18 protein-coding genes are annotated in these 16,667 nt (G+C 73.0%); 7 read left to right on the top strand and 11 right to left on the bottom strand.

Annotation, left to right across the window (positions count from 1 at the left end; translation table 11 throughout):
• The first annotated feature begins 66 nt into the window (after nucleotides 1–66).
• Nucleotides 67–612, top strand: a complete 546-nt coding sequence (locus tag IG84_RS0133805) for a hypothetical protein (protein WP_031066018.1) — start codon at nucleotides 67–69, stop codon at nucleotides 610–612.
• 11 nt (nucleotides 613–623) lie between these two features.
• Here IG84_RS0133805 and IG84_RS0133800 read toward each other — a convergent pair whose 3' ends face one another.
• Nucleotides 624–1,418 carry a hypothetical protein gene (locus IG84_RS0133800; protein WP_342668481.1) on the bottom strand — a complete coding sequence of 265 codons (795 nt, stop codon included), beginning with the start codon at nucleotides 1,416–1,418 and terminating at the stop codon, nucleotides 624–626.
• 288 nt (nucleotides 1,419–1,706) lie between these two features.
• On the opposite strand from IG84_RS0133800, the gene IG84_RS0133795 reads away from it, so the two are divergent.
• Genes IG84_RS0133795 through IG84_RS0133785 form a run of 3 tightly spaced genes read left to right on the top strand, consistent with a single transcriptional unit; the run spans nucleotide 1,707 to nucleotide 4,881 of the window.
• The gene (locus IG84_RS0133795; protein WP_078649743.1) at nucleotides 1,707–3,092 is read left to right on the top strand and encodes a magnesium transporter MgtE N-terminal domain-containing protein; all 1,386 of its coding nucleotides are present in this window, start codon (nucleotides 1,707–1,709) and stop codon (nucleotides 3,090–3,092) included.
• The gene (locus IG84_RS0133790; protein ID WP_031066008.1) at nucleotides 3,082–3,663 is read left to right on the top strand and encodes a DUF1003 domain-containing protein; all 582 of its coding nucleotides are present in this window, start codon (nucleotides 3,082–3,084) and stop codon (nucleotides 3,661–3,663) included. Before IG84_RS0133795 ends, IG84_RS0133790 begins: the two co-directional genes overlap by 11 nt.
• Nucleotides 3,664–3,723: 60 nt before the next feature.
• Nucleotides 3,724–4,881, top strand: a complete 1,158-nt coding sequence (locus tag IG84_RS0133785) for an Mrp/NBP35 family ATP-binding protein (RefSeq protein WP_031066004.1) — start codon at nucleotides 3,724–3,726, stop codon at nucleotides 4,879–4,881.
• A 123-nt stretch (nucleotides 4,882–5,004) separates the two neighbouring features.
• Here the strand turns inward: IG84_RS0133785 and IG84_RS0133780 are convergent, their stop codons facing one another.
• The 5 genes from IG84_RS0133780 to sigE form a co-directional block, all read right to left on the bottom strand.
• Entirely contained in the window at nucleotides 5,005–5,652 is a 648-nt protein-coding gene (locus IG84_RS0133780) for a hypothetical protein (RefSeq protein WP_031065999.1), read from the bottom strand.
• A 117-nt stretch (nucleotides 5,653–5,769) separates the two neighbouring features.
• Nucleotides 5,770–6,231, bottom strand: a complete 462-nt coding sequence (locus IG84_RS0133775) for a sec-independent translocase (protein ID WP_031065997.1) — start codon at nucleotides 6,229–6,231, stop codon at nucleotides 5,770–5,772.
• Between the two features lie 140 nt (nucleotides 6,232–6,371).
• On the bottom strand, nucleotides 6,372–7,955 hold the full coding sequence (locus tag IG84_RS0133770) for a S1C family serine protease (protein WP_078649741.1): 1,584 nt from the start codon (nucleotides 7,953–7,955) through the stop codon (nucleotides 6,372–6,374).
• A gap of 170 nt (nucleotides 7,956–8,125) precedes the next feature.
• Nucleotides 8,126–9,256, bottom strand: coding sequence for an anti-sigma factor family protein (locus tag IG84_RS0133765; protein ID WP_031065992.1), 1,131 nt, complete (start codon nucleotides 9,254–9,256; stop codon nucleotides 8,126–8,128).
• Nucleotides 9,253–10,029: an RNA polymerase sigma factor SigE gene (gene sigE / locus IG84_RS0133760; RefSeq protein WP_078649738.1), complete on the bottom strand. Its 777-nt coding sequence runs from the start codon at nucleotides 10,027–10,029 to the stop codon at nucleotides 9,253–9,255. The genes IG84_RS0133765 and sigE overlap by 4 nt, the downstream gene beginning before the upstream one ends.
• 153 nt (nucleotides 10,030–10,182) lie before the next feature.
• On the opposite strand from sigE, the gene IG84_RS0133755 reads away from it, so the two are divergent.
• Nucleotides 10,183–10,866 (top strand): O-methyltransferase, encoded by a 684-nt coding sequence (locus IG84_RS0133755; RefSeq protein ID WP_031065985.1) that lies wholly within the window; start codon nucleotides 10,183–10,185, stop codon nucleotides 10,864–10,866.
• 231 nt (nucleotides 10,867–11,097) lie between these two features.
• Here the strand turns inward: IG84_RS0133755 and IG84_RS40270 are convergent, their stop codons facing one another.
• Complete coding sequence (locus tag IG84_RS40270) at nucleotides 11,098–11,265, bottom strand: DUF3117 domain-containing protein (RefSeq protein WP_107054016.1); 168 nt, start codon at nucleotides 11,263–11,265, stop codon at nucleotides 11,098–11,100.
• A gap of 329 nt (nucleotides 11,266–11,594) precedes the next feature.
• Here IG84_RS40270 and chcB point away from each other — a divergent pair, with 329 nt between their 5' ends.
• Nucleotides 11,595–12,395, top strand: coding sequence for a 2-cyclohexenylcarbonyl CoA isomerase (gene chcB / locus IG84_RS0133745; protein ID WP_031065982.1), 801 nt, complete (start codon nucleotides 11,595–11,597; stop codon nucleotides 12,393–12,395).
• 39 nt (nucleotides 12,396–12,434) lie between these two features.
• Here chcB and IG84_RS0133740 read toward each other — a convergent pair whose 3' ends face one another.
• Together IG84_RS0133740 and IG84_RS0133735 are read right to left on the bottom strand one after the other, a co-directional pair.
• Complete coding sequence (locus IG84_RS0133740; RefSeq protein WP_031065979.1) at nucleotides 12,435–13,046, bottom strand: DNA-3-methyladenine glycosylase I; 612 nt, start codon at nucleotides 13,044–13,046, stop codon at nucleotides 12,435–12,437.
• A complete protein-coding gene (locus IG84_RS0133735) occupies nucleotides 13,043–13,513 on the bottom strand; it encodes a DivIVA domain-containing protein (protein WP_078649755.1) in 471 nt (156 codons plus the stop codon). The genes IG84_RS0133740 and IG84_RS0133735 overlap by 4 nt, the downstream gene beginning before the upstream one ends.
• A gap of 94 nt (nucleotides 13,514–13,607) precedes the next feature.
• On the opposite strand from IG84_RS0133735, the gene folP reads away from it, so the two are divergent.
• Nucleotides 13,608–14,468, top strand: coding sequence for a dihydropteroate synthase (gene folP, locus IG84_RS0133730; protein ID WP_031065972.1), 861 nt, complete (start codon nucleotides 13,608–13,610; stop codon nucleotides 14,466–14,468).
• A gap of 41 nt (nucleotides 14,469–14,509) precedes the next feature.
• Here folP and IG84_RS0133725 read toward each other — a convergent pair whose 3' ends face one another.
• Both IG84_RS0133725 and dapE read right to left on the bottom strand, forming a co-directional pair.
• Nucleotides 14,510–15,289: an LOG family protein gene (locus IG84_RS0133725; RefSeq protein WP_031065969.1), complete on the bottom strand. Its 780-nt coding sequence runs from the start codon at nucleotides 15,287–15,289 to the stop codon at nucleotides 14,510–14,512.
• 209 nt (nucleotides 15,290–15,498) lie between these two features.
• Nucleotides 15,499–16,590, bottom strand: a complete 1,092-nt coding sequence (dapE, locus tag IG84_RS0133720) for a succinyl-diaminopimelate desuccinylase (protein ID WP_031065966.1) — start codon at nucleotides 16,588–16,590, stop codon at nucleotides 15,499–15,501.
• Between the last annotated feature and the right edge of the window lie 77 nt (nucleotides 16,591–16,667).

The raw sequence follows: 16,667 nt of genomic DNA, 5'->3' as shown, positions 1-16,667 counted from the left end.
AGCAGTCCGAGCGCCCGGCGCGGGCCGCGGCACGCTCCGCCGGCGGGCCTGGCTAGGCTTGCGGGCATGACGGAGACCGCGCCCCAGCCGCTGCTCGACCAGGCCCTCATCGAGGAGGCCACCAAGAAGTCCGGCCTCATCTGGGTCCAGGGGACCGAGGGTCCGGCCCGCGCGCTGTGGCACGTCTGGCACGACGGCGCCGCGTGCCTGGTCGGCGACGGCCCCCTGGAGCAGCCGCTCGCGGACCTCGGCCTGACCGACGGCGGCACCGCCACCGTCACCGTCCGCAGCAAGGACAAGGGCGGCCGGCTGGTCGCCTGGACGGCCCGGGTCACCGAGGCCGCGCCGCACAGCGAGCCCTGGGAAGCCGCCGTCGGCGAGCTGAAGGGCAAGCGGCTGAACGCGCCGGACGCGGACACCATGCCGGAGCGCTGGGCCCGCGAGTGCCGGGTGCTGCGGCTGGCCCCGGTCACCGGGGACGGGGCGCCCACGGCCCGTACGGACTTCGGCGCGGACGCGCAGGCGGCCCGTCCGCTGCCGACCGACGCCACGACCCGCGAGCCGGTCCCCGCTGCCCTGCCGAAGCTGCTGCGCCGGAAGCGGCGCGGCTGAGGGCTGCCGGGTCAGTTCCCGCTGCCGAGGCTCTCCCCGTAGTCCACGACCTTGTCGTCGTCCGGGCGCTCCAGCTCGATGTGCTCGCCCCAGTCCTCGAACGTGACCACGCCCGCGCCGCCGGCCCGCTGCAGCCGCAGCGGGTAGGGCTCGCCGTCCAGGGAGACGTCCAGCGTGCCCCCGTTGCCCCGCGCGGCCGCGATGCGGATCGTCCGGGTCCCGTCCAGGCTGCCGTGCGCGCCGCGGGAGAGACCGCCGTGCAGTGTGAGCAGCGTGTCCAGCAGCGGCTCCTTCTCGGTGAAGCCGCTGAACTGCCGGTACGTGCGGTCCTCGGAGGGCACCTTCACGTACTTGCCACCCAGCTTGGCGGCGGCCGCCGTATCGCTCCTGCTCGGCGAGGAGCCCTTCTGGTGCGCCCAGAAGTCGGCGTCGGCCTTCACCCACAGCGACCTGTCGATGCGCAGCAGGGAGAAGGTGGTGTCCTTCGTGCTGACCGTGCCCTTGCCGCCGTTCTGGGCGAGCTGCATGTCCAGTTGGTACGTGCTGCGGCCGCTGACGAGCTTGCCGGAGACGTGCACGCTCCCCGCGCCCGAGGCGGCGGCCAGCGTCTTCTTCCGGATCTTGGCGGGGGTCAGCTTCCCGACGCCGTTGGTGCCCGCGTCCGGGTCCTCCTTCGCGCCGCCGCAGGCCGCCAGCGCGAGGGCCAGGCCCGCGCACACCGCCGCGGCGGCCGTCGCCCGGCCCGCGCGGCGGGCGGTGCGGGACCGGCGGCTCGTTCCTGGCGAACCTGGCGAAATAGCGGTCACGGCTGCCTGCCTCCTGGTGCACTGGGTCGGTCGCGGTGGCCTCGACGGCGTACGGCAGCGTACCGGTGCCCCGCACACCTTCCGACGCGGAGGGCCGGGGCGGAGAAGGGGACAGCCGTACGGTGGTGCCTGCCGGGGCACCCGCCCGGTGAGCGCGTTAGCCTGAAGTCCGGCCGAAGCGCGATTTCAGCCGTTTTTTCGGGAGTCGGGCGGCCCCGGTCCGCCGGAGCCGGAGGAAGAGGACCCGGTCCGCCGGGAGCCGGAGGAGAAGGAGCGGAGGCGCGCGGCATGGCGGTGGTCACCCCCCGGGTGTTCGTCTCGCACCTCTCCGGCATCGCCGTCTTCGACCCCAACGGCGACCAGGTCGGCCGCGTACGGGACCTGGTGGCCATGTTGCGGGTGGGCGGCCGGCCGCCGCGGCTGCTGGGACTGGTCGTCGAGGTGATCAGCCGGCGCCGGATCTTCCTGCCGATGACCCGGGTGACGGGCGTGGAGTCCGGCCAGGTGATCACGACCGGCGTGGTGAACATGCGCCGCTTCGAGCAGCGCGCCTCCGAGACGCTCGTCCTCGGCGAGCTGCTGGACCGCCGGGTCAGCATCGTGGAGACCGGTGAAGAGGTCACCGTCCTGGACATCGGCATCACCCAGCTGCCGGCCCGCCGCGACTGGGAGATCGACAAGGTCTTCGTACGGAAGGGGAAGGGCGGCACGCTCAGGCGCCGCGGAGAAACGTTGACCCTGGAGTGGTCGCAGGTCACCGGGTTCTCTCTGGAGGAGCACGGGCAGAGCGCCGAGAGCCTGCTCGCCACCTTCGAGCAGCTGCACCCCGCCGACCTGGCGAGCGTCCTGCACCACCTCAGCCCGAAGCGGCGCGCCGAGGTGGCCGCCGCGCTGGACGACGACCGGCTCGCCGACGTCCTGGAGGAGCTGCCGGAGGACGACCAGATCGAGATCCTCGGCAAGCTGCAGGACGAGCGGGCCGCCGACGTCCTGGAGGCGATGGACCCCGACGACGCCGCCGACCTGCTCTCCGAGCTCCCCGAGGACGAGAAGGAGCGGCTGCTGACACTGATGAAGCCGAGCGACGCGGCCGACGTACGGCGCCTGATGTCGTACGAGGAACGGACGGCGGGCGGTCTGATGACCACCGAACCGATCGTGCTGGGCGCGGACGCCACGGTCGCCGACGCGCTCGCCCGGGTGCGCGACCCCGACCTCTCCCCCGCGCTCGCCGCCCAGGTGTACGTCTGCCGGCCGCCGGACCAGACGCCGACCGGCAAGTACCTCGGCGTGGTCCACTTCCAGCGGCTGCTGCGCGACCCGCCCTTCACCCTCGTCGGCGCGATCGTGGAGAGCGATCTGCCGCCGCTGCCGCCGGACACCCCGCTGCCGTCCGTGACCAGCTATCTCGCCACCTACAACATGGTCGCCGCGCCGGTCGTGGACGAGAGCGGGTCGCTGCTGGGCGCGGTGACGGTCGACGACGTACTGGACCATCTGCTGCCCGAGGACTGGCGCGAGACAGATCTGCACGGCGCGCCCGGGGTGGATCCCGGCGCGCACATGGCCGAGGGCGGCGACGACCGCGCGGAGGACCGCGTGAACGGGCACACGGGCGGCGCTCAGGGCAGCAGCGCCGCCGGGGCGGCCGGTGGGGGCGCGCATGGGCGTTGAGGAGCGCGAGAGCGCGAAGGAGCGGGCGCGGGCCGCGGCGGTCACGGGGGAGCGCGCGCGGGTGCGGCTGGACGTGCCGCGCGCGCCGCGCCGCAGCCTGCTGCCGGAGTACGACCCGGAGGCGTTCGGGCGGCTGTCGGAGAAGATCGCGCGCTTCCTGGGCACCGGCCGGTTCATCGTCTGGATGACCGTCCTGATCATCGTCTGGGTCACCTGGAACGTCTCGGCACCCGCGCCGCTGCGCTTCGACGAGTACCCCTTCATCTTTCTGACCCTCGCCCTGTCACTGCAGGCGTCGTACGCCGCGCCGCTGATCCTGCTCGCGCAGAACCGGCAGGACGACCGGGACCGGGTCAGCCGCGAACAGGACCGCAAGCAGAACGAGCGGTCGATCGCCGACACCGAGTACCTGACCCGCGAGATCGCGGCGCTCCGCCTCGGCCTCGGCGAGGTCGCCACCCGCGACTGGATCCGCTCGGAGCTGCAGGACCTCTTCAAGGAACTGGAGGAGCGGCGGGACGAGGACGGCGAGTACGAGGAGCGCACGTCGGCCCGCCGCCACCGAGAGTGACGAACACGACCGTGTGCGGCCCTTTCCGGAGGCCACCTACTGAGCCGTACCATGCAGTACATGGCTACCGACACGCCCACGACGGCCGCACCGAGCGAGGACGCGATCCGCGATGCGCTCGCGACGGTGAACGACCCCGAGATCCACCGCCCCATCACCGAGCTGGGGATGGTCAAATCGGTGGACATCGCGGCCGACGGTGCGGTGTCGGTCGCGGTCTACCTCACCGTCTCCGGCTGCCCGATGCGCGAGACGATCACCAGCAATGTGCGCGACGCGGTCGCCGGGGTCGAGGGCGTCACCAGCGTCGCCGTCGAGCTGGACGTGATGAGCGACGAGCAGCGCAAGGAGCTGGCCACGGCGCTGCGCGGCGGCACCGCCGAGCGCGAGGTCCCCTTCGCCCAGCCCGGCTCGCTGACCCGGGTCTACGCGGTCGCCTCCGGCAAGGGCGGCGTCGGCAAGTCCTCGGTGACGGTGAACCTCGCGGCGGCGATGGCGGCCGACGGCCTGAAGGTCGGCGTCGTGGACGCGGACATCTACGGCCACTCCGTGCCGCGCATGCTGGGCGCCGAGGGCCGCCCCACCCAGGTCGAGAACATGATCATGCCGCCGGCCGCGAACGGCGTGAAGGTCATCTCGATCGGCATGTTCACCCCGGGCAACGCGCCGGTCGTCTGGCGCGGCCCGATGCTGCACCGCGCGCTCCAGCAGTTCCTCGCGGACGTGTACTGGGGCGACCTGGACGTCCTGCTGCTCGACCTGCCCCCGGGCACGGGTGACATCGCGATCTCCGTGGCCCAGCTCGTGCCGAACGCCGAGATCCTCGTCGTGACCACCCCGCAGCAGGCCGCCGCCGAGGTCGCCGAGCGGGCCGGCTCCATCGCCGTACAGACCCACCAGAAGATCGTCGGCGTGGTCGAGAACATGGCCGGTCTGGAGCTGCCCAGCGGCGAGATCGTCGACGTCTTCGGCACGGGCGGCGGCGAGCGGGTCGCCGAGGGCCTCACGAAGACGACCGGTACGCAGGTGCCGGTGCTCGGCTCCATCCCGATCGACGTACGGCTGCGCGAGGGCGGCGACGAGGGCAGGCCGGTCGTGCTCACCGACCCGGACTCCGGCGCGGGCGCGGCGATCCGCGCGATCGCCGGCAAGCTGGGCGGCCGCCAGCGCGGCCTGTCGGGCATGTCGCTGGGGATCACCCCGCGCAACAAGTTCTGAGCCGTACCGGGGCGATTCCCGGGCCGTACGAGGGGCGGGCCGCCGGACGGTCCGCCCCTTCGTCGTGCGTGCCGGGGCCTGGCGGGGCCCCTCGGAGGGCTCAGCCCTCGTACACGGCGGGGCTCAGCCCTCGTACGCCTTGATGTCCTTGACGACCGCGAAGCCCAGGCCGTAGGCGCTCATGCCTCGGCCGTACGCGCCGATGTGCGCGCCGTCCGGGCCGTCGCCCGCCGAGCCCGCGAGCACCCAGCCGTACTCCGACTCGCGGTAGTGGAACGGCGTCGGCACGCCGTCCACCGGGAGTGTCAGCTCGCTCCACGCCTCGCCGGTCAGGTCGTCCGCCAGCTCCCACGCGAGCATGGTCTGCTGGTCCAGCCAGTCCTGCCGCAGCGCCCGCTCCATCTGCGCCGGCCAGGTGCAGTTCAGCAGGCCCGAGCCGGCCAGCCAGGCGGCCGAGGAGACCGAGGTGGCTTCCAGGACGCCCGTGCCGTCCGCGCTGCGCCGTACGGGGCGGCAGGGGACGGTGACCACGACGGTGAAGCGCTCGGCGTCCGGCACCTTCTCCACCCGAATGGTGGGCTCCTCGCCGTGCGCGAGCGAGCCGTGCTCGACCGTGCCTTGGGGGGTGACGCCGGCGTGCATCAGCCGGCGCGGGCCCGTGAACGCCTCGTCCAGGCCGTACCACGGGAAATCGGCCATCAGATAGCCGTCGACCTTCTCCCCGGTGTCAACGGACACCGGGTGCGCGCCGGCCGGACTCTTCGTCTCCATCTGCGCGGAGCCTCCTCGTTGCCCTGCGTCGTGGGCGGCCCGCCCCCCTCAGGCGACCTCACCCCGGACACGGGGAGCATAGCCATACGCGTCAACACAGCCGGACATACGGACGTATCAGGTGGCGTCGGCGTCGAAAGGCGGACGGTCCTGGGCAGCGGGGGTCTCGCGCTTGGTCAGCCGGTCGGACGTGCTGCTCGCGGCGTCCGGGGAGTCCTTGGTGAGGCTGTGGCGGACGCCGCCGGCGTCGCTGCCGTTGCCCCGGACGGCTTCCGTGACCTCGGCCATCTCCTGCTTCACGTCGAAGCCGTTGCGGATGTCCTGGAGGCCGTACTCGTCCTTCTCCATGACGTGCTTGCGTACGAAGTTCTTCGGATTCAGGTCCTCGAACTCGAAGTCCTTGAACTCGGGGCCCAGCTCCGAGCGGATGTCTTCCTTGGCGCTGTCGGAGAACTGCCGCACCTTACGGATGAATCCCGTCACATCCTGGATCACCTTGGGCAGCTTGTCCGGGCCGAAGATCAGTACCGCGAGGATCACGAGCGCGACCAGCTCGAGGGGTCCTATGTCGAAGAACACCTGGCAGCTCCTTGATCCGTCCGCGGCCCATCCTGCGGCCTTCCGGCCAGGCCGACTATCACGGTACCTGGCCCCGGTCGTCCAGCGGGAGTCACCCGCCCCAACACCGTGCAAACGATCGAGCCACCTGAGGGTGCCGGTCAGCCCTGGTCGGTGGAGGAGCCGAGGGTGATCTCGACCGTGCGCGGACTGCCGTCCCGCTCGACTCTGAGCTTCAGCCGGTCCCCGGGGCGGTGGCTGCGGATCTTGACGATCAGCTCCTCCCCGCTGTGCACGGGACCGCCGTCCACCTCCGTGATCAGGTCACCCGCCTTGATGCCGGCCCGCGCGCCCGGCCCGCCGGGAGTGACCGCCGCGCCGCCGCCCCGGCCCTTCGCGCTGACCCGGGCGCCGTCCCCCGAGTACCCCATGTCCAGCGTCACGCCGATCACCGGATGCGTCGCCCGGCCGGTGTTGATCAGCTCTTCGGCGACGCGTTTGCCCTGGTTGATCGGTATCGCGAAGCCCAGCCCTATGCTGCCGCCCTGCTCGCCGCCGAGGCTGTCGCCGCTGCCGGCCGCGCGGATAGCGCTGTTGATGCCGATGACGTGCGCCTGGCCGTCGACCAGCGGGCCGCCGGAGTTGCCCGGGTTGATCGGGGCGTCCGTCTGCAGCGCGTCGACGTAGCTGACATCGCTGCCGTCGCCGCTCTCGCCGCCCGCGGTGATGGGGCGCTGCTTGGCGCTGATGATGCCGGCGGTGACGGTGTTGGCGAGGTCGAAGGGCGCGCCTATGGCCACGACCGGGTCGCCGACGCGCACGTCGTCGGAGTTGCCGAGGGTGAGCGGCTTGAGGTCGCTCACGCCGTCGACCTTGACCACGGCGAGGTCGTAGCCGCTGTCCCGGCCCACGACCCGGCCCGTGGCGGTGTCGCCGCCGCTGAACGTGACGGATATCTCGCCGTCCGCGCCGCCCGCCTCGACGACGTGGTTGTTCGTCAGGAGATGGCCCCTGCGGTCCAGTACGAAGCCGGTGCCAGTGCCTTCCTCGTCGCCGCCGCGCACGTGCAGCGTGACGACGCCGGGCAGCGCGGCATGTGCGATGCCCGCCACGCTGTCCGGGGCGCGGCCGGACTCCTCGCCGGAGACCTGCGGCAGCCGGACGTCACCGACGCCGCCGTCGCGCTCGATGTAGGCGCCGACGCCGCCGCCCACGCCGCCCGCCACCAACGCGAGCGCGACGGCGCCCAGGACGATCCGCCCGCGCCCGCGCTTGCGCCCCTCCGGGGGCGGCGCTCCCGCACCGGACCGCACGGCCCAGGGGTCGTACCGCTCCCACGGACCGCCCGGCCGGGGGTGCGGGGTGGCCGGCGCGGGGGTCGCGGCGGCGGGCGCCGGGGCCGCGGGGGCGGGTGCCTGGGGGTATGGCTGTGGCTGCGGAGCCGTCTGCGGGGCGGCCGGGGCCGGTGCCGGGGCCGGTGGGGGCGGGAGCGGGGTCGGGACCGTGACGCCCTCGGGCGGTGTCGGTACCGGGCGCTGCACCGGCGGCGCCGGGGCCCACGGACCGGGACCGCCGTACGGAGGCGTGCCGTACGGGTCTTCGGGATGCAGCGGCTGCGCGGAGTCGCGCGGGGGCTCCGCCCCGGATGCCGGCGACTGCGGCGACGGCGACGCTTCGGCCTCGCGGTCCGCGGCCGCGTCGGAACGGTCCTCGTGGTGGGGCCCGGAGGCCGTGCCCTCGTTCATGTTCTCCCCACAGTTCGCCCACGTGCGGGGCCGCGCGCCCCCCTGGGCGTGCTGCTGGCGCGATGTGCGGCCCTTCGGCGATTCAACCAGGTTCGCGGCCGGCGCGCGCAGGGCCCGGTGGCTGCCGGGCCCTGCGGAAGGCGGAGCCCGGCGCGCGGCCTGACGCCACGTCAGGGTGCCGCCGAGGCACTCCGGGTCAGCAGGGGCCGCTTCGGCTCCAGCGGAGGCAGTGGCGCTGCCGGATACGACGTGGCCGGTGCGGCCGGGGAGGCGAGCGCCGAGGGCAGCGGGCCGCCGCCGGACGCGCCCGCCGGGCCGTCCGTACCGCCGACGGCTCCGGTCCCCGCGCCGGGGAGCCTGGGCGAGGCACCCACCGACGTCCCCGCGACGGCGCCCGAGCCCGCGTCCGTGCCGAGCCCGGAGGCCGTACCGGACCCGGACGCGCCGGACGGGCCGGGGGCTATCAGGGGGCTCAGGCGCGCGCCGCGGTCGCTGACCGAGGGAGACGCGTAGTTGACGGGGAGGGAGGCCGCCGCGGGGTAGAACTCCGCCGACGCCGCTGCCGGCGTGGCCCGGCCCTGCAGTACGCCGAGCAGCGCGTCCCGGTCCCGGGAGCCGCGCCCCGCGCCAGGCCGCTCCCCCACGGCACCGCTCGCGTCCGCCGACGAGGCCGTCAGCGGGCTGTTCGCCCCCTCACCGGCCGTGTCGACCGCCGCCTCCAGCGGCAGCGCGCCGCTGAGCGCGAAGGCCGCCAGGGAGACCGCACCCGCCGCGACGAAGGCGAACCGCCGCCGGGGCGAGCCCACGCCGGGGGCCGCACCGGCACCCGCGCCCGTGGCGGGCCGCGCACCGCCGCGCCCGTGCACCGGGAAACCACGCTCGGCGGCCCGCTCAGGGAAACCCCGCTCCGGCAGCATCCCCGGAACCGCGTGCGCGCCCGAGGGTGCGTACGCGAAGGACATGGCGCCGCGGCCGAAGCCGCCACCGTCCAGGCCGCCCCGGCCGAAGCCACCGCGCCCGAGGCCGCCCTCACCGAGCCGGGCCGCGGGCGCGCCGGGATCACCCCCGGGCAGCCCCTGGAGCCGGGCCAGCAGCCCGTCGGAGGGCCCGGGCGGCGCCATACCGGCGAAGACGTTCTTCAGCTCCCGCTGGGCGTCCGCCTCGGCCTTGCACTTCCCGCACGTGGCGAGGTGCGCGAGCACCCGCTCACGCTGATCGTGCCCCAACTCCCCGTCGACCAGAGCCGCGAGGCGGTCGCCGAGATGCTGCTCAGCGGGGGACTGACCGCCGCTACCGCTCACGCGATTCCGACCTCCCCTGTCAGGGGCGCGAACGCGCGCTGCCGCTGCTCGCGGTCCCGCTCCTCGGCGCGCGCCGCCGGGGAGCGGTGCTTGAGCGCCTTGCGCAGGTGGGAGCGGCCGCGATGGATACGGCTGCGGACCGTGCCGAGCTTCACGCCGAGGGTCGCGGCGATCTCCTCGTACGACAGGCCCTCGATGTCGCACAGGACGACGGCGGCGCGGAACTCGGGCGCGAGGGTGTCCAGCGCCTGCTGCACGTCGGCGTCGAAGTGGGTGTCGTTGAACTGCTGCTGGGGGCCGGCCTCGCGGCTGGGCAGCCGCTCGGCGGCGTCGTCGCCCAGCGCGTCGAAGCGGATCCGCTGCCGTCGGCGGACCATGTCCAGGAAGAGGTTGGTCGTGATGCGGTGCAGCCAGCCCTCGAACGTACCGGGGGTGTACGTCGAGAGCGAACGGAAGACGCGGACGAAGACCTCCTGGGTGAGGTCCTCGGCATCGTGCTGGTTTCCCGTCAGGCGGTAGGCGAGGCGGTACACACGAGCACTGTGGGTGCTGACGATCTCCTCCCAGCTGGGGGGAGTCCACGCCTGCGATTCCGCATCGGCGGCGAAGGTCGCGGTGGGTGCGGAGTTGTGCGGGCGGGCATGGTCAGCATTGTTGGTCACGGATTTCGGCTCGCCGGCCGACCTTCGAAAACGCCGCAGCGTTCTTCGGTCACCCGCCGCAGCCGCACCTCCCCTGGTGGCTCTGGTGGTGTCCAGTAGAGCCCCTACCATATCCACCTCACCCGTTAGCTCCGGATAAGCAGTTTTGACCTGCATTTGGTCCGGCTTGTGGTTCTCTTCCGACTTCACCCGCGCATCCCCCCTGTTCCCCTTCAACGCCCGGTCCCATCTGCGGGTTCCCGCACTCAGCGGATACAGTCACGGTTGCGTCAACTACGGGGACAGGAGAGGGCCATTACCGGCAACCGGCAGACGAGCTTGGCATTCGCCGAGGCATACGGCGCCGGGACCATCGACGACACGGCCGACGCCGCCCTGCACTGGTCCCGCGACCGGGCCCGGGAAGCCGGCATCCGCACGGTCTCGACCGGCACCGGATCGGCCCTCAGCCTGCTCGCCGCGACTGCGGACGCCAAGGCCGTCGCGGAGATCGGCACCGGTACCGGCGTCTCCGGCATCTACCTCCTGCACGGCATGCGCCCCGACGGCGTGCTGACCACCGTCGACCTGGAGCCGGAGCGGCAGCAGTTCGCCCGGCAGGCGTTCCGCGCCGCCGGGTTCGCCGGCAACCGCGCCCGCTTCATCCCCGGCGGCGCCCTGGAAGTCCTGCCGCGGCTCGCCGACGGCGGCTATGACCTGGTCTTCTGCGACGGCGACCGGATGGAGTACGCCGAGTACCTCGCTGAATCGTTGCGCCTGCTGCGCCCCGGTGGGGTGGTCTGCTTCGAGGGCGTCTTCGCCGACGGCCGGACCGTCGACGCCGGCGAGCAGCCTGCGGAAATACAGCGGCTGCGGGAGCTGCTGCGGTCCATCCGCGAGAGCGTGCACCTGGTGCCGTCGCTGCTGCCGGTGGGCGACGGCCTACTGTGCGCGGTCAAGCGCGGCTGAGGGTACGCGCACCGGGGGCCCCTGCGCAGCGGGTGAGTAAGGGTGCGTAGGGTGCCCGGGGCGAGAACGCGTACGCCGGGACCGAACCCCCGTACGTCCACTGGTGTACGCATGGACGCGTATTTCCGGGTCCGGCCGCTACGCCGGGGGTACGACACGGCCCCGGGGCCGGGCGCGTATCGCGTACGCGCCGCCCACCGGGGCCGGACATTCAGTGAGGCTCCGCCTGCGTCAGACGCAGACCTTGTCGAGAGCCTCTCCGAGAGCCTTGGCTTCGTCCGGAGTCAGCTCGACGACGAGCCGACCGCCGCCTTCGAGCGGAACGCGCATGACGATGCCCCGCCCCTCCTTGGTCACCTCGAGCGGGCCGTCGCCCGTCCGCGGCTTCATGGCCGCCATGCTCGTTCCCCTTCCTGAAACCAGCTCATCGTCAGCCGACGGCCCTCTGGAGAGGGGCACGCGTCACCGGCATCGAACACATTGCTTCCATGTCATTATCCCGCATCGCAGGACCCGATGACCAACATCAGCGGGCATCCCTTCGGCAACGTACATTCGCAAAACCACCCAATTCGGGGAGTCACCTGCGATACTGCGCCACCTGCCACTACGTGGCGCGCTGTCTTTCTTTGATGTACGTCACACGACAGCGCCGATGATCTCCGGCATTCTGATCGCCGGGCCGCACTTGTACCCGCAGCCCGAGCCACGACGGAGGGGATCCCACCATGGCCGACACCGTGCTCTACGACGTCACCGAGGGCGTTGCCACGATCACGCTCAACCGCCCCGATGCGATGAACGCGCTCGACACGGAGACCAAGGTCGCCCTCCGTGACACCGTGCGCGAGGCCGCCGCCGACCCCGCCGTACGGGCGGTGCTGCTGACCGCCACCGGGCGCGCCTTCTGCGTCGGGCAGGACCTCAAGGAGCACATCGGGCTGCTGGCCGAGACCCGCGAGAGCGGCGAGGGCAATGCGCTGAGCACCGTACGCGAGCACTACAACCCGATCGTGGAGGCGCTGACCGGGATGGCCAAGCCGGTCGTCGCGGCCGTGAACGGCGTCGCGGCGGGCGCCGGTGCCGGCTTCGCGATGGCCGCGGACTACCGCCTCGTCGCCGACTCCGCCTCCTTCAACACCTCCTTCGCCGGCGTCGCGCTGACCGCCGACTCCGGCATGTCCTGGACGCTGCCGCGGCTGATCGGCCACGGCCGCGCCGCCGATCTGCTGCTCTTCCCGCGCAGCATCAGCGCCCAGGAGGCGTACGAGCTGGGCATCGCGAACAAGGTCGTACCGGCGGCGGAGCTGGCCTCGGAGGCCCGGGCGCTCGCGCTGCGGCTGGCGCAGGGCCCGACCGCCGCGTACGCCGCGCTCAAGGAGTCGCTGGCGTACGGCACCGACCACTCGCTGTCCGAGACGCTCGCCAAGGAGGACGAGCTGCAGACGCGGGCCGGCGCCTCGGAGGACCATGTGATCGCGGTGGAGGCGTTCGTGAAGAAGGAGAAGCCGAAGTTCGTCGGGCGGTGACCCGCGCGGCGCGGGGCCTCGCGGGCCCCGCACGGGGGCCTAGGCCGCCGTCTGTGCCGCCTCCGTCTCCCCGCGGACGTGGCAGTCGGCGAGGTGGTCGTTGACCAGCCCGCACGCCTGCATCATCGCGTACGCCGTCGTCGGGCCGACGAAGCGGAAGCCGCGCTTCTTGAGGTCCTTGGCGAGCGCGGTCGACTCGGGGGTGACCGGCGGGACGTCAGCGGCGCTGCGGGGCGCCGGACGGGCCGCGCGGTCCGGGGCGTACGACCAGATCAGGGCGTCCAGCTCGCCGGGGGCCAGCTCCGCGGCGACCCGGGCGTTGGCGAGCGTCGCGGAGATCTTGAGGCGGTTGCGGATGATGCCCGGGTCGGCGAGCAGCCGCTCGGCGTCCGCCTCCGTGAACCGCGCGACCTCGGCGATCCGGAAGCCCGCGAAGGCCGCGCGGAAGCCCTCGCGGCGCCGCAGGATCGTGATCCACGACAGGCCCGACTGGAACGCCTCCAGGGACATCCGCTCGAACAGGGCGTCGTCCCCGTGGACCGGGCGGCCCCACTCGGTGTCGTGGTACGTGCGGTAGTCCGCCATCGACTCGGCCGCCATGCCCCAGGGGCAGCGCGGCACGCCGTCCGGCTCGGTCAGGACGCCGCTCATGCGCTCGCACCCCCCTCGGGGGTCTCGCGCGGGCCGGCCGGCGCCTCTGTGCCGCCCGGCTCTCCTATGCCGTCCCGCTCCTGTATCCCGGTGGGCTTGCGCAGGCCGGCGCCCTCCCCCGGCGCCGTCGGGCGCGCGTCCGCCACCGGGCCCCGCTCGCCCATCGCCGCCGCGTGCGCCCCCGCCAGGGCCGCCTCCAGCTCGGCGATCCGGGCGTCCCGCTCGGCCAGCTCGGCGCCGAGGCGGTCCAGTACGTCGTCCACGTCCGTCATCCGATAGCCGCGCAGGGCGGGCGGCAGCCGTACCTCCTCCACATCCGCCCGGGTGCAGGGGCGGTCGGCGGGCAGCGGATCGTGCAGCCGCTCGGGCTCGGCCTCCCGCAGCGCGCCGCCGTCACCGCCACCGATCACGGCGAGCGTGACCACGGCGACCACCGCGACCAACGCGATGAGCAAGAACCAGAACACGACCATCTCCCCACGCTCTCCGTCGTCCATTGATCGTGCCATGTGCCTCTGACAGTTAGGGTCACTGGCGGACGACCATGAGGGAGTAGGGAAAATGCTGCGGCTGGGGAATCGCGAGTTCGGCGCGCACGAGCCGGTGATCATGGCGATCGTGAACCGTACGCCGGACTCCTTCTACGACCGGGGCGCCACGTTCCGGGACGAGCCCGCGCTCGCCCGCGTGGAGCAGGCGGTCGCGGAGGGCGCGGCGATCATCGACATCGGCGGGGTCAAGGCCGGCCCGGGTGAGGAGGTCACCGCCGAGGAGGAGGCGCGGCGCACGGTCGGCTTCGTCGCCGAGGTCCGCAAGCGCCACCCCGACGTGGTGATCAGCGTCGACACCTGGCGGCACGAGGTCGGCGAGGCGGTCTGCGAGGCCGGCGCCGACCTGCTCAACGATGCCTGGGGCGGCGTGGACCCGAAGCTCGCCGAGGTCGCTGCCCGGTACGGCGCGGGCCTGGTGTGCACGCACGCGGGCGGCGTCGAGCCGCGTACCCGACCGCACCGCACCACGTACGAGGACGTGATGGCCGACATCCTGGACGTCACCCTCGGGCTCGCGGACCGCGCCGTGGAGCTGGGCGTACGGCGCGACGGGATCATGATCGACCCGGGGCACGACTTCGGGAAGAACACCCGGCACAGCCTGGAGGCCACCCGCCGGCTCGGCGAGATGACGGACACCGGATGGCCGGTGCTGGTCTCGCTGTCCAACAAGGACTTCGTCGGCGAGACGCTGGACAAGCCGGTCAAGGAGCGGGTGCTGGGCACCCTCGCCACGACCGCCGTCTCGGCATGGCTGGGCGCCCGGGTCTACCGCGTCCACGAGGTCGCCGAGACCAAGCAGGTACTGGACATGGTCGCCTCCATCGCTGGCCACCGGGCCCCGGCGGCGACCCGCCGCGGACTGGCCTGAGACGGGCCGCGGCCCCCGGAGGACCGGGGGCCGCGCCGTACTCACCGGGAGGGCCCCGGCCCCACTTCCTTCGTGACCAGCGCGACCGCCTCGTCCACGTCGTCGCTGAGGTGGAAGAGATCCAGGTCGCGCAGGGACGCCTTGCCCTGGTCGATGAGGGTGTTGCGCAGCCAGTCCACCAGACCGCCCCAGTACTCCGTACCGAAGAGCACGATGGGGAAGCGCGTGACCTTACGGGTCTGCACGAGGGTGAGCGCTTCGAAGAGCTCGTCCAGCGTGCCGAGGCCGCCGGGCAGGACGACGAAGCCGCGCGCGTACTTCACGAAGCAGGTCTTGCGCACGAAGAAGTACCGGAAGTCCACGCCGAGGTTCACGTACTCGTTCATGCCCTGCTCGAAGGGCAGCTCGATGCCGAGCCCGACGGACGTGCCGCCGGCCTCGTGCGCGCCCCTGTTGGCGGCCTCCATGGCACCGGGACCACCGCCGGTGATCACCGAGAAACCGGCCTCCACCAGCGCCCGGCCCAGGCCGACGCCCACTTCGTACTCGGGCGACTCACGGGGCGTACGGGCGGACCCGAAGACGCTGATCGCCGGGCCCAGTTCGGCGAGCGCGCCGAAGCCCTCGACGAACTCCGACTGGATGCGCATCACGCGCCAGGGGTCGGTGTGCACCCACTCGGAGGGGCCTTCGGAGTCCAGCAGCCGCTGATCGGTGGTGCCGGCTCGCACCTGGTCGCGGCGGCGCAGTACCGGGCCGAGTCGCTGCTGATCGCGCTCGGCTGCCATGGTCTCGCGCTCGGCTGCCTCAGGATCGGCCATGGTGTGCTCCCTCCGCAGGGTCTCCCGCCTGCGGCGGAAGACAGATCGTTGCCGGTAAAGCGTATGTGCACAAAGGTGACGAGCGGCGGAATTCGGTCTGCCGGTGGCCCCGGTCGCCGCGCAGCGCTCCGGTGAACCTCTACCCGCGCAGACCACCCGAGATCACCGGAATCCCGGTCACCACATGTCCGTGCCCGCAGGGCCGCGGTTCAGCCCTCCAGCCAGGCCCGCAGCCGCTCCTCGCAGCGGATCACGTCGGCGGCGACGACATGCTCGTCCCGCTTGTGCGCGAGCAGGGCGTTGCCCGGGCCGTAGTTGACCGCCGGGACGCCGAGCGCGGAGAAGCGGGAGACGTCCGTCCAGCCGAACTTGGGCATCGGGGTACCGCCGACCGCCTCGATGAACGCCTTGGCGGCGGGGTGCGAGAGGCCGGGCAGCGCCGCGGTCGAGTGGTCGTCGATGGTCCACTCGACGATGTCGCAGTCCGCGAAGACCTCGCGCACGTGGGCGAGGGCCTCCTCGCCGCTGCGGTCGGGCGCGTAACGGAAGTTGACCGTGACCGTGCACTCGTCGGGGATGACGTTGCCCGCGACGCCGCCCTCGATACGGACGGCGTTCAGGCCCTCGCGGTACTCCAGGCCGTCGATGACGGCCCGGCGCGGCTCGTACGCGGCCAGCCGCTCCAGGATCGGGGCCGCGGCGTGGATGGCGTTGGAGCCCATCCAGGAGCGCGCGGAGTGGGCCCGCTCGCCCGCGGTGCGCAGCAGGACCCGCAGGGTGCCCTGGCAGCCGCCCTCGACCTGGTTGCTCGACGGCTCCAGCAGGACCGCGAAGTCGCCCGCCAGCCAGTCCGGGTGCTGCTCGGCGATCCGCTTCAGGCCGTTGTGCTCGGCGGCGATCTCCTCGGCCTCGTAGAAGACGAAGGTGAGGTCGCGGTTGGGCTCGGGCACCGTGGCGGCGACGCGGAGCTGGACGGCGACGCCGGACTTCATGTCGGAGGTGCCGCAGCCCCACAGGACGCCGTTCTCGTCCAGCCGGGAGGGGACGTTGTCCGCGATCGGCACGGTGTCGAGGTGGCCGGCGAGCACGACCCGCTCGGCACGGCCGAGGTTCGTGCGCGCCACGATGGTGTCGCCGTCGCGGTCCACGGTCAGGTGCGGGAGCGCGCGCAGAGCGGTCTCGACGGCGTCCGCGAGGACTTTCTCGTCCCGGCTGACGGACGGGACGTCCACCAGCGCCGCGGTGAGCTGCGCGGCGTCGAGCGACAGGTCGAGTACGGGGGTCTGCGCGGGGCGTTCCATGGTCCCGACCCTACCCGGCGCCGGTTGCGTCCCTGTTGCGCGCGGCCGTGCGTTCCCGGAGGTCCGCAGGGGGCCGC

The organism is Streptomyces ochraceiscleroticus (genome assembly GCF_000720485.1).
Taxonomy (GTDB): Bacteria; Actinomycetota; Actinomycetes; order Streptomycetales; family Streptomycetaceae; genus Streptomyces; species Streptomyces ochraceiscleroticus.
This window is presented reverse-complemented; position numbering and strand designations above follow the sequence as displayed.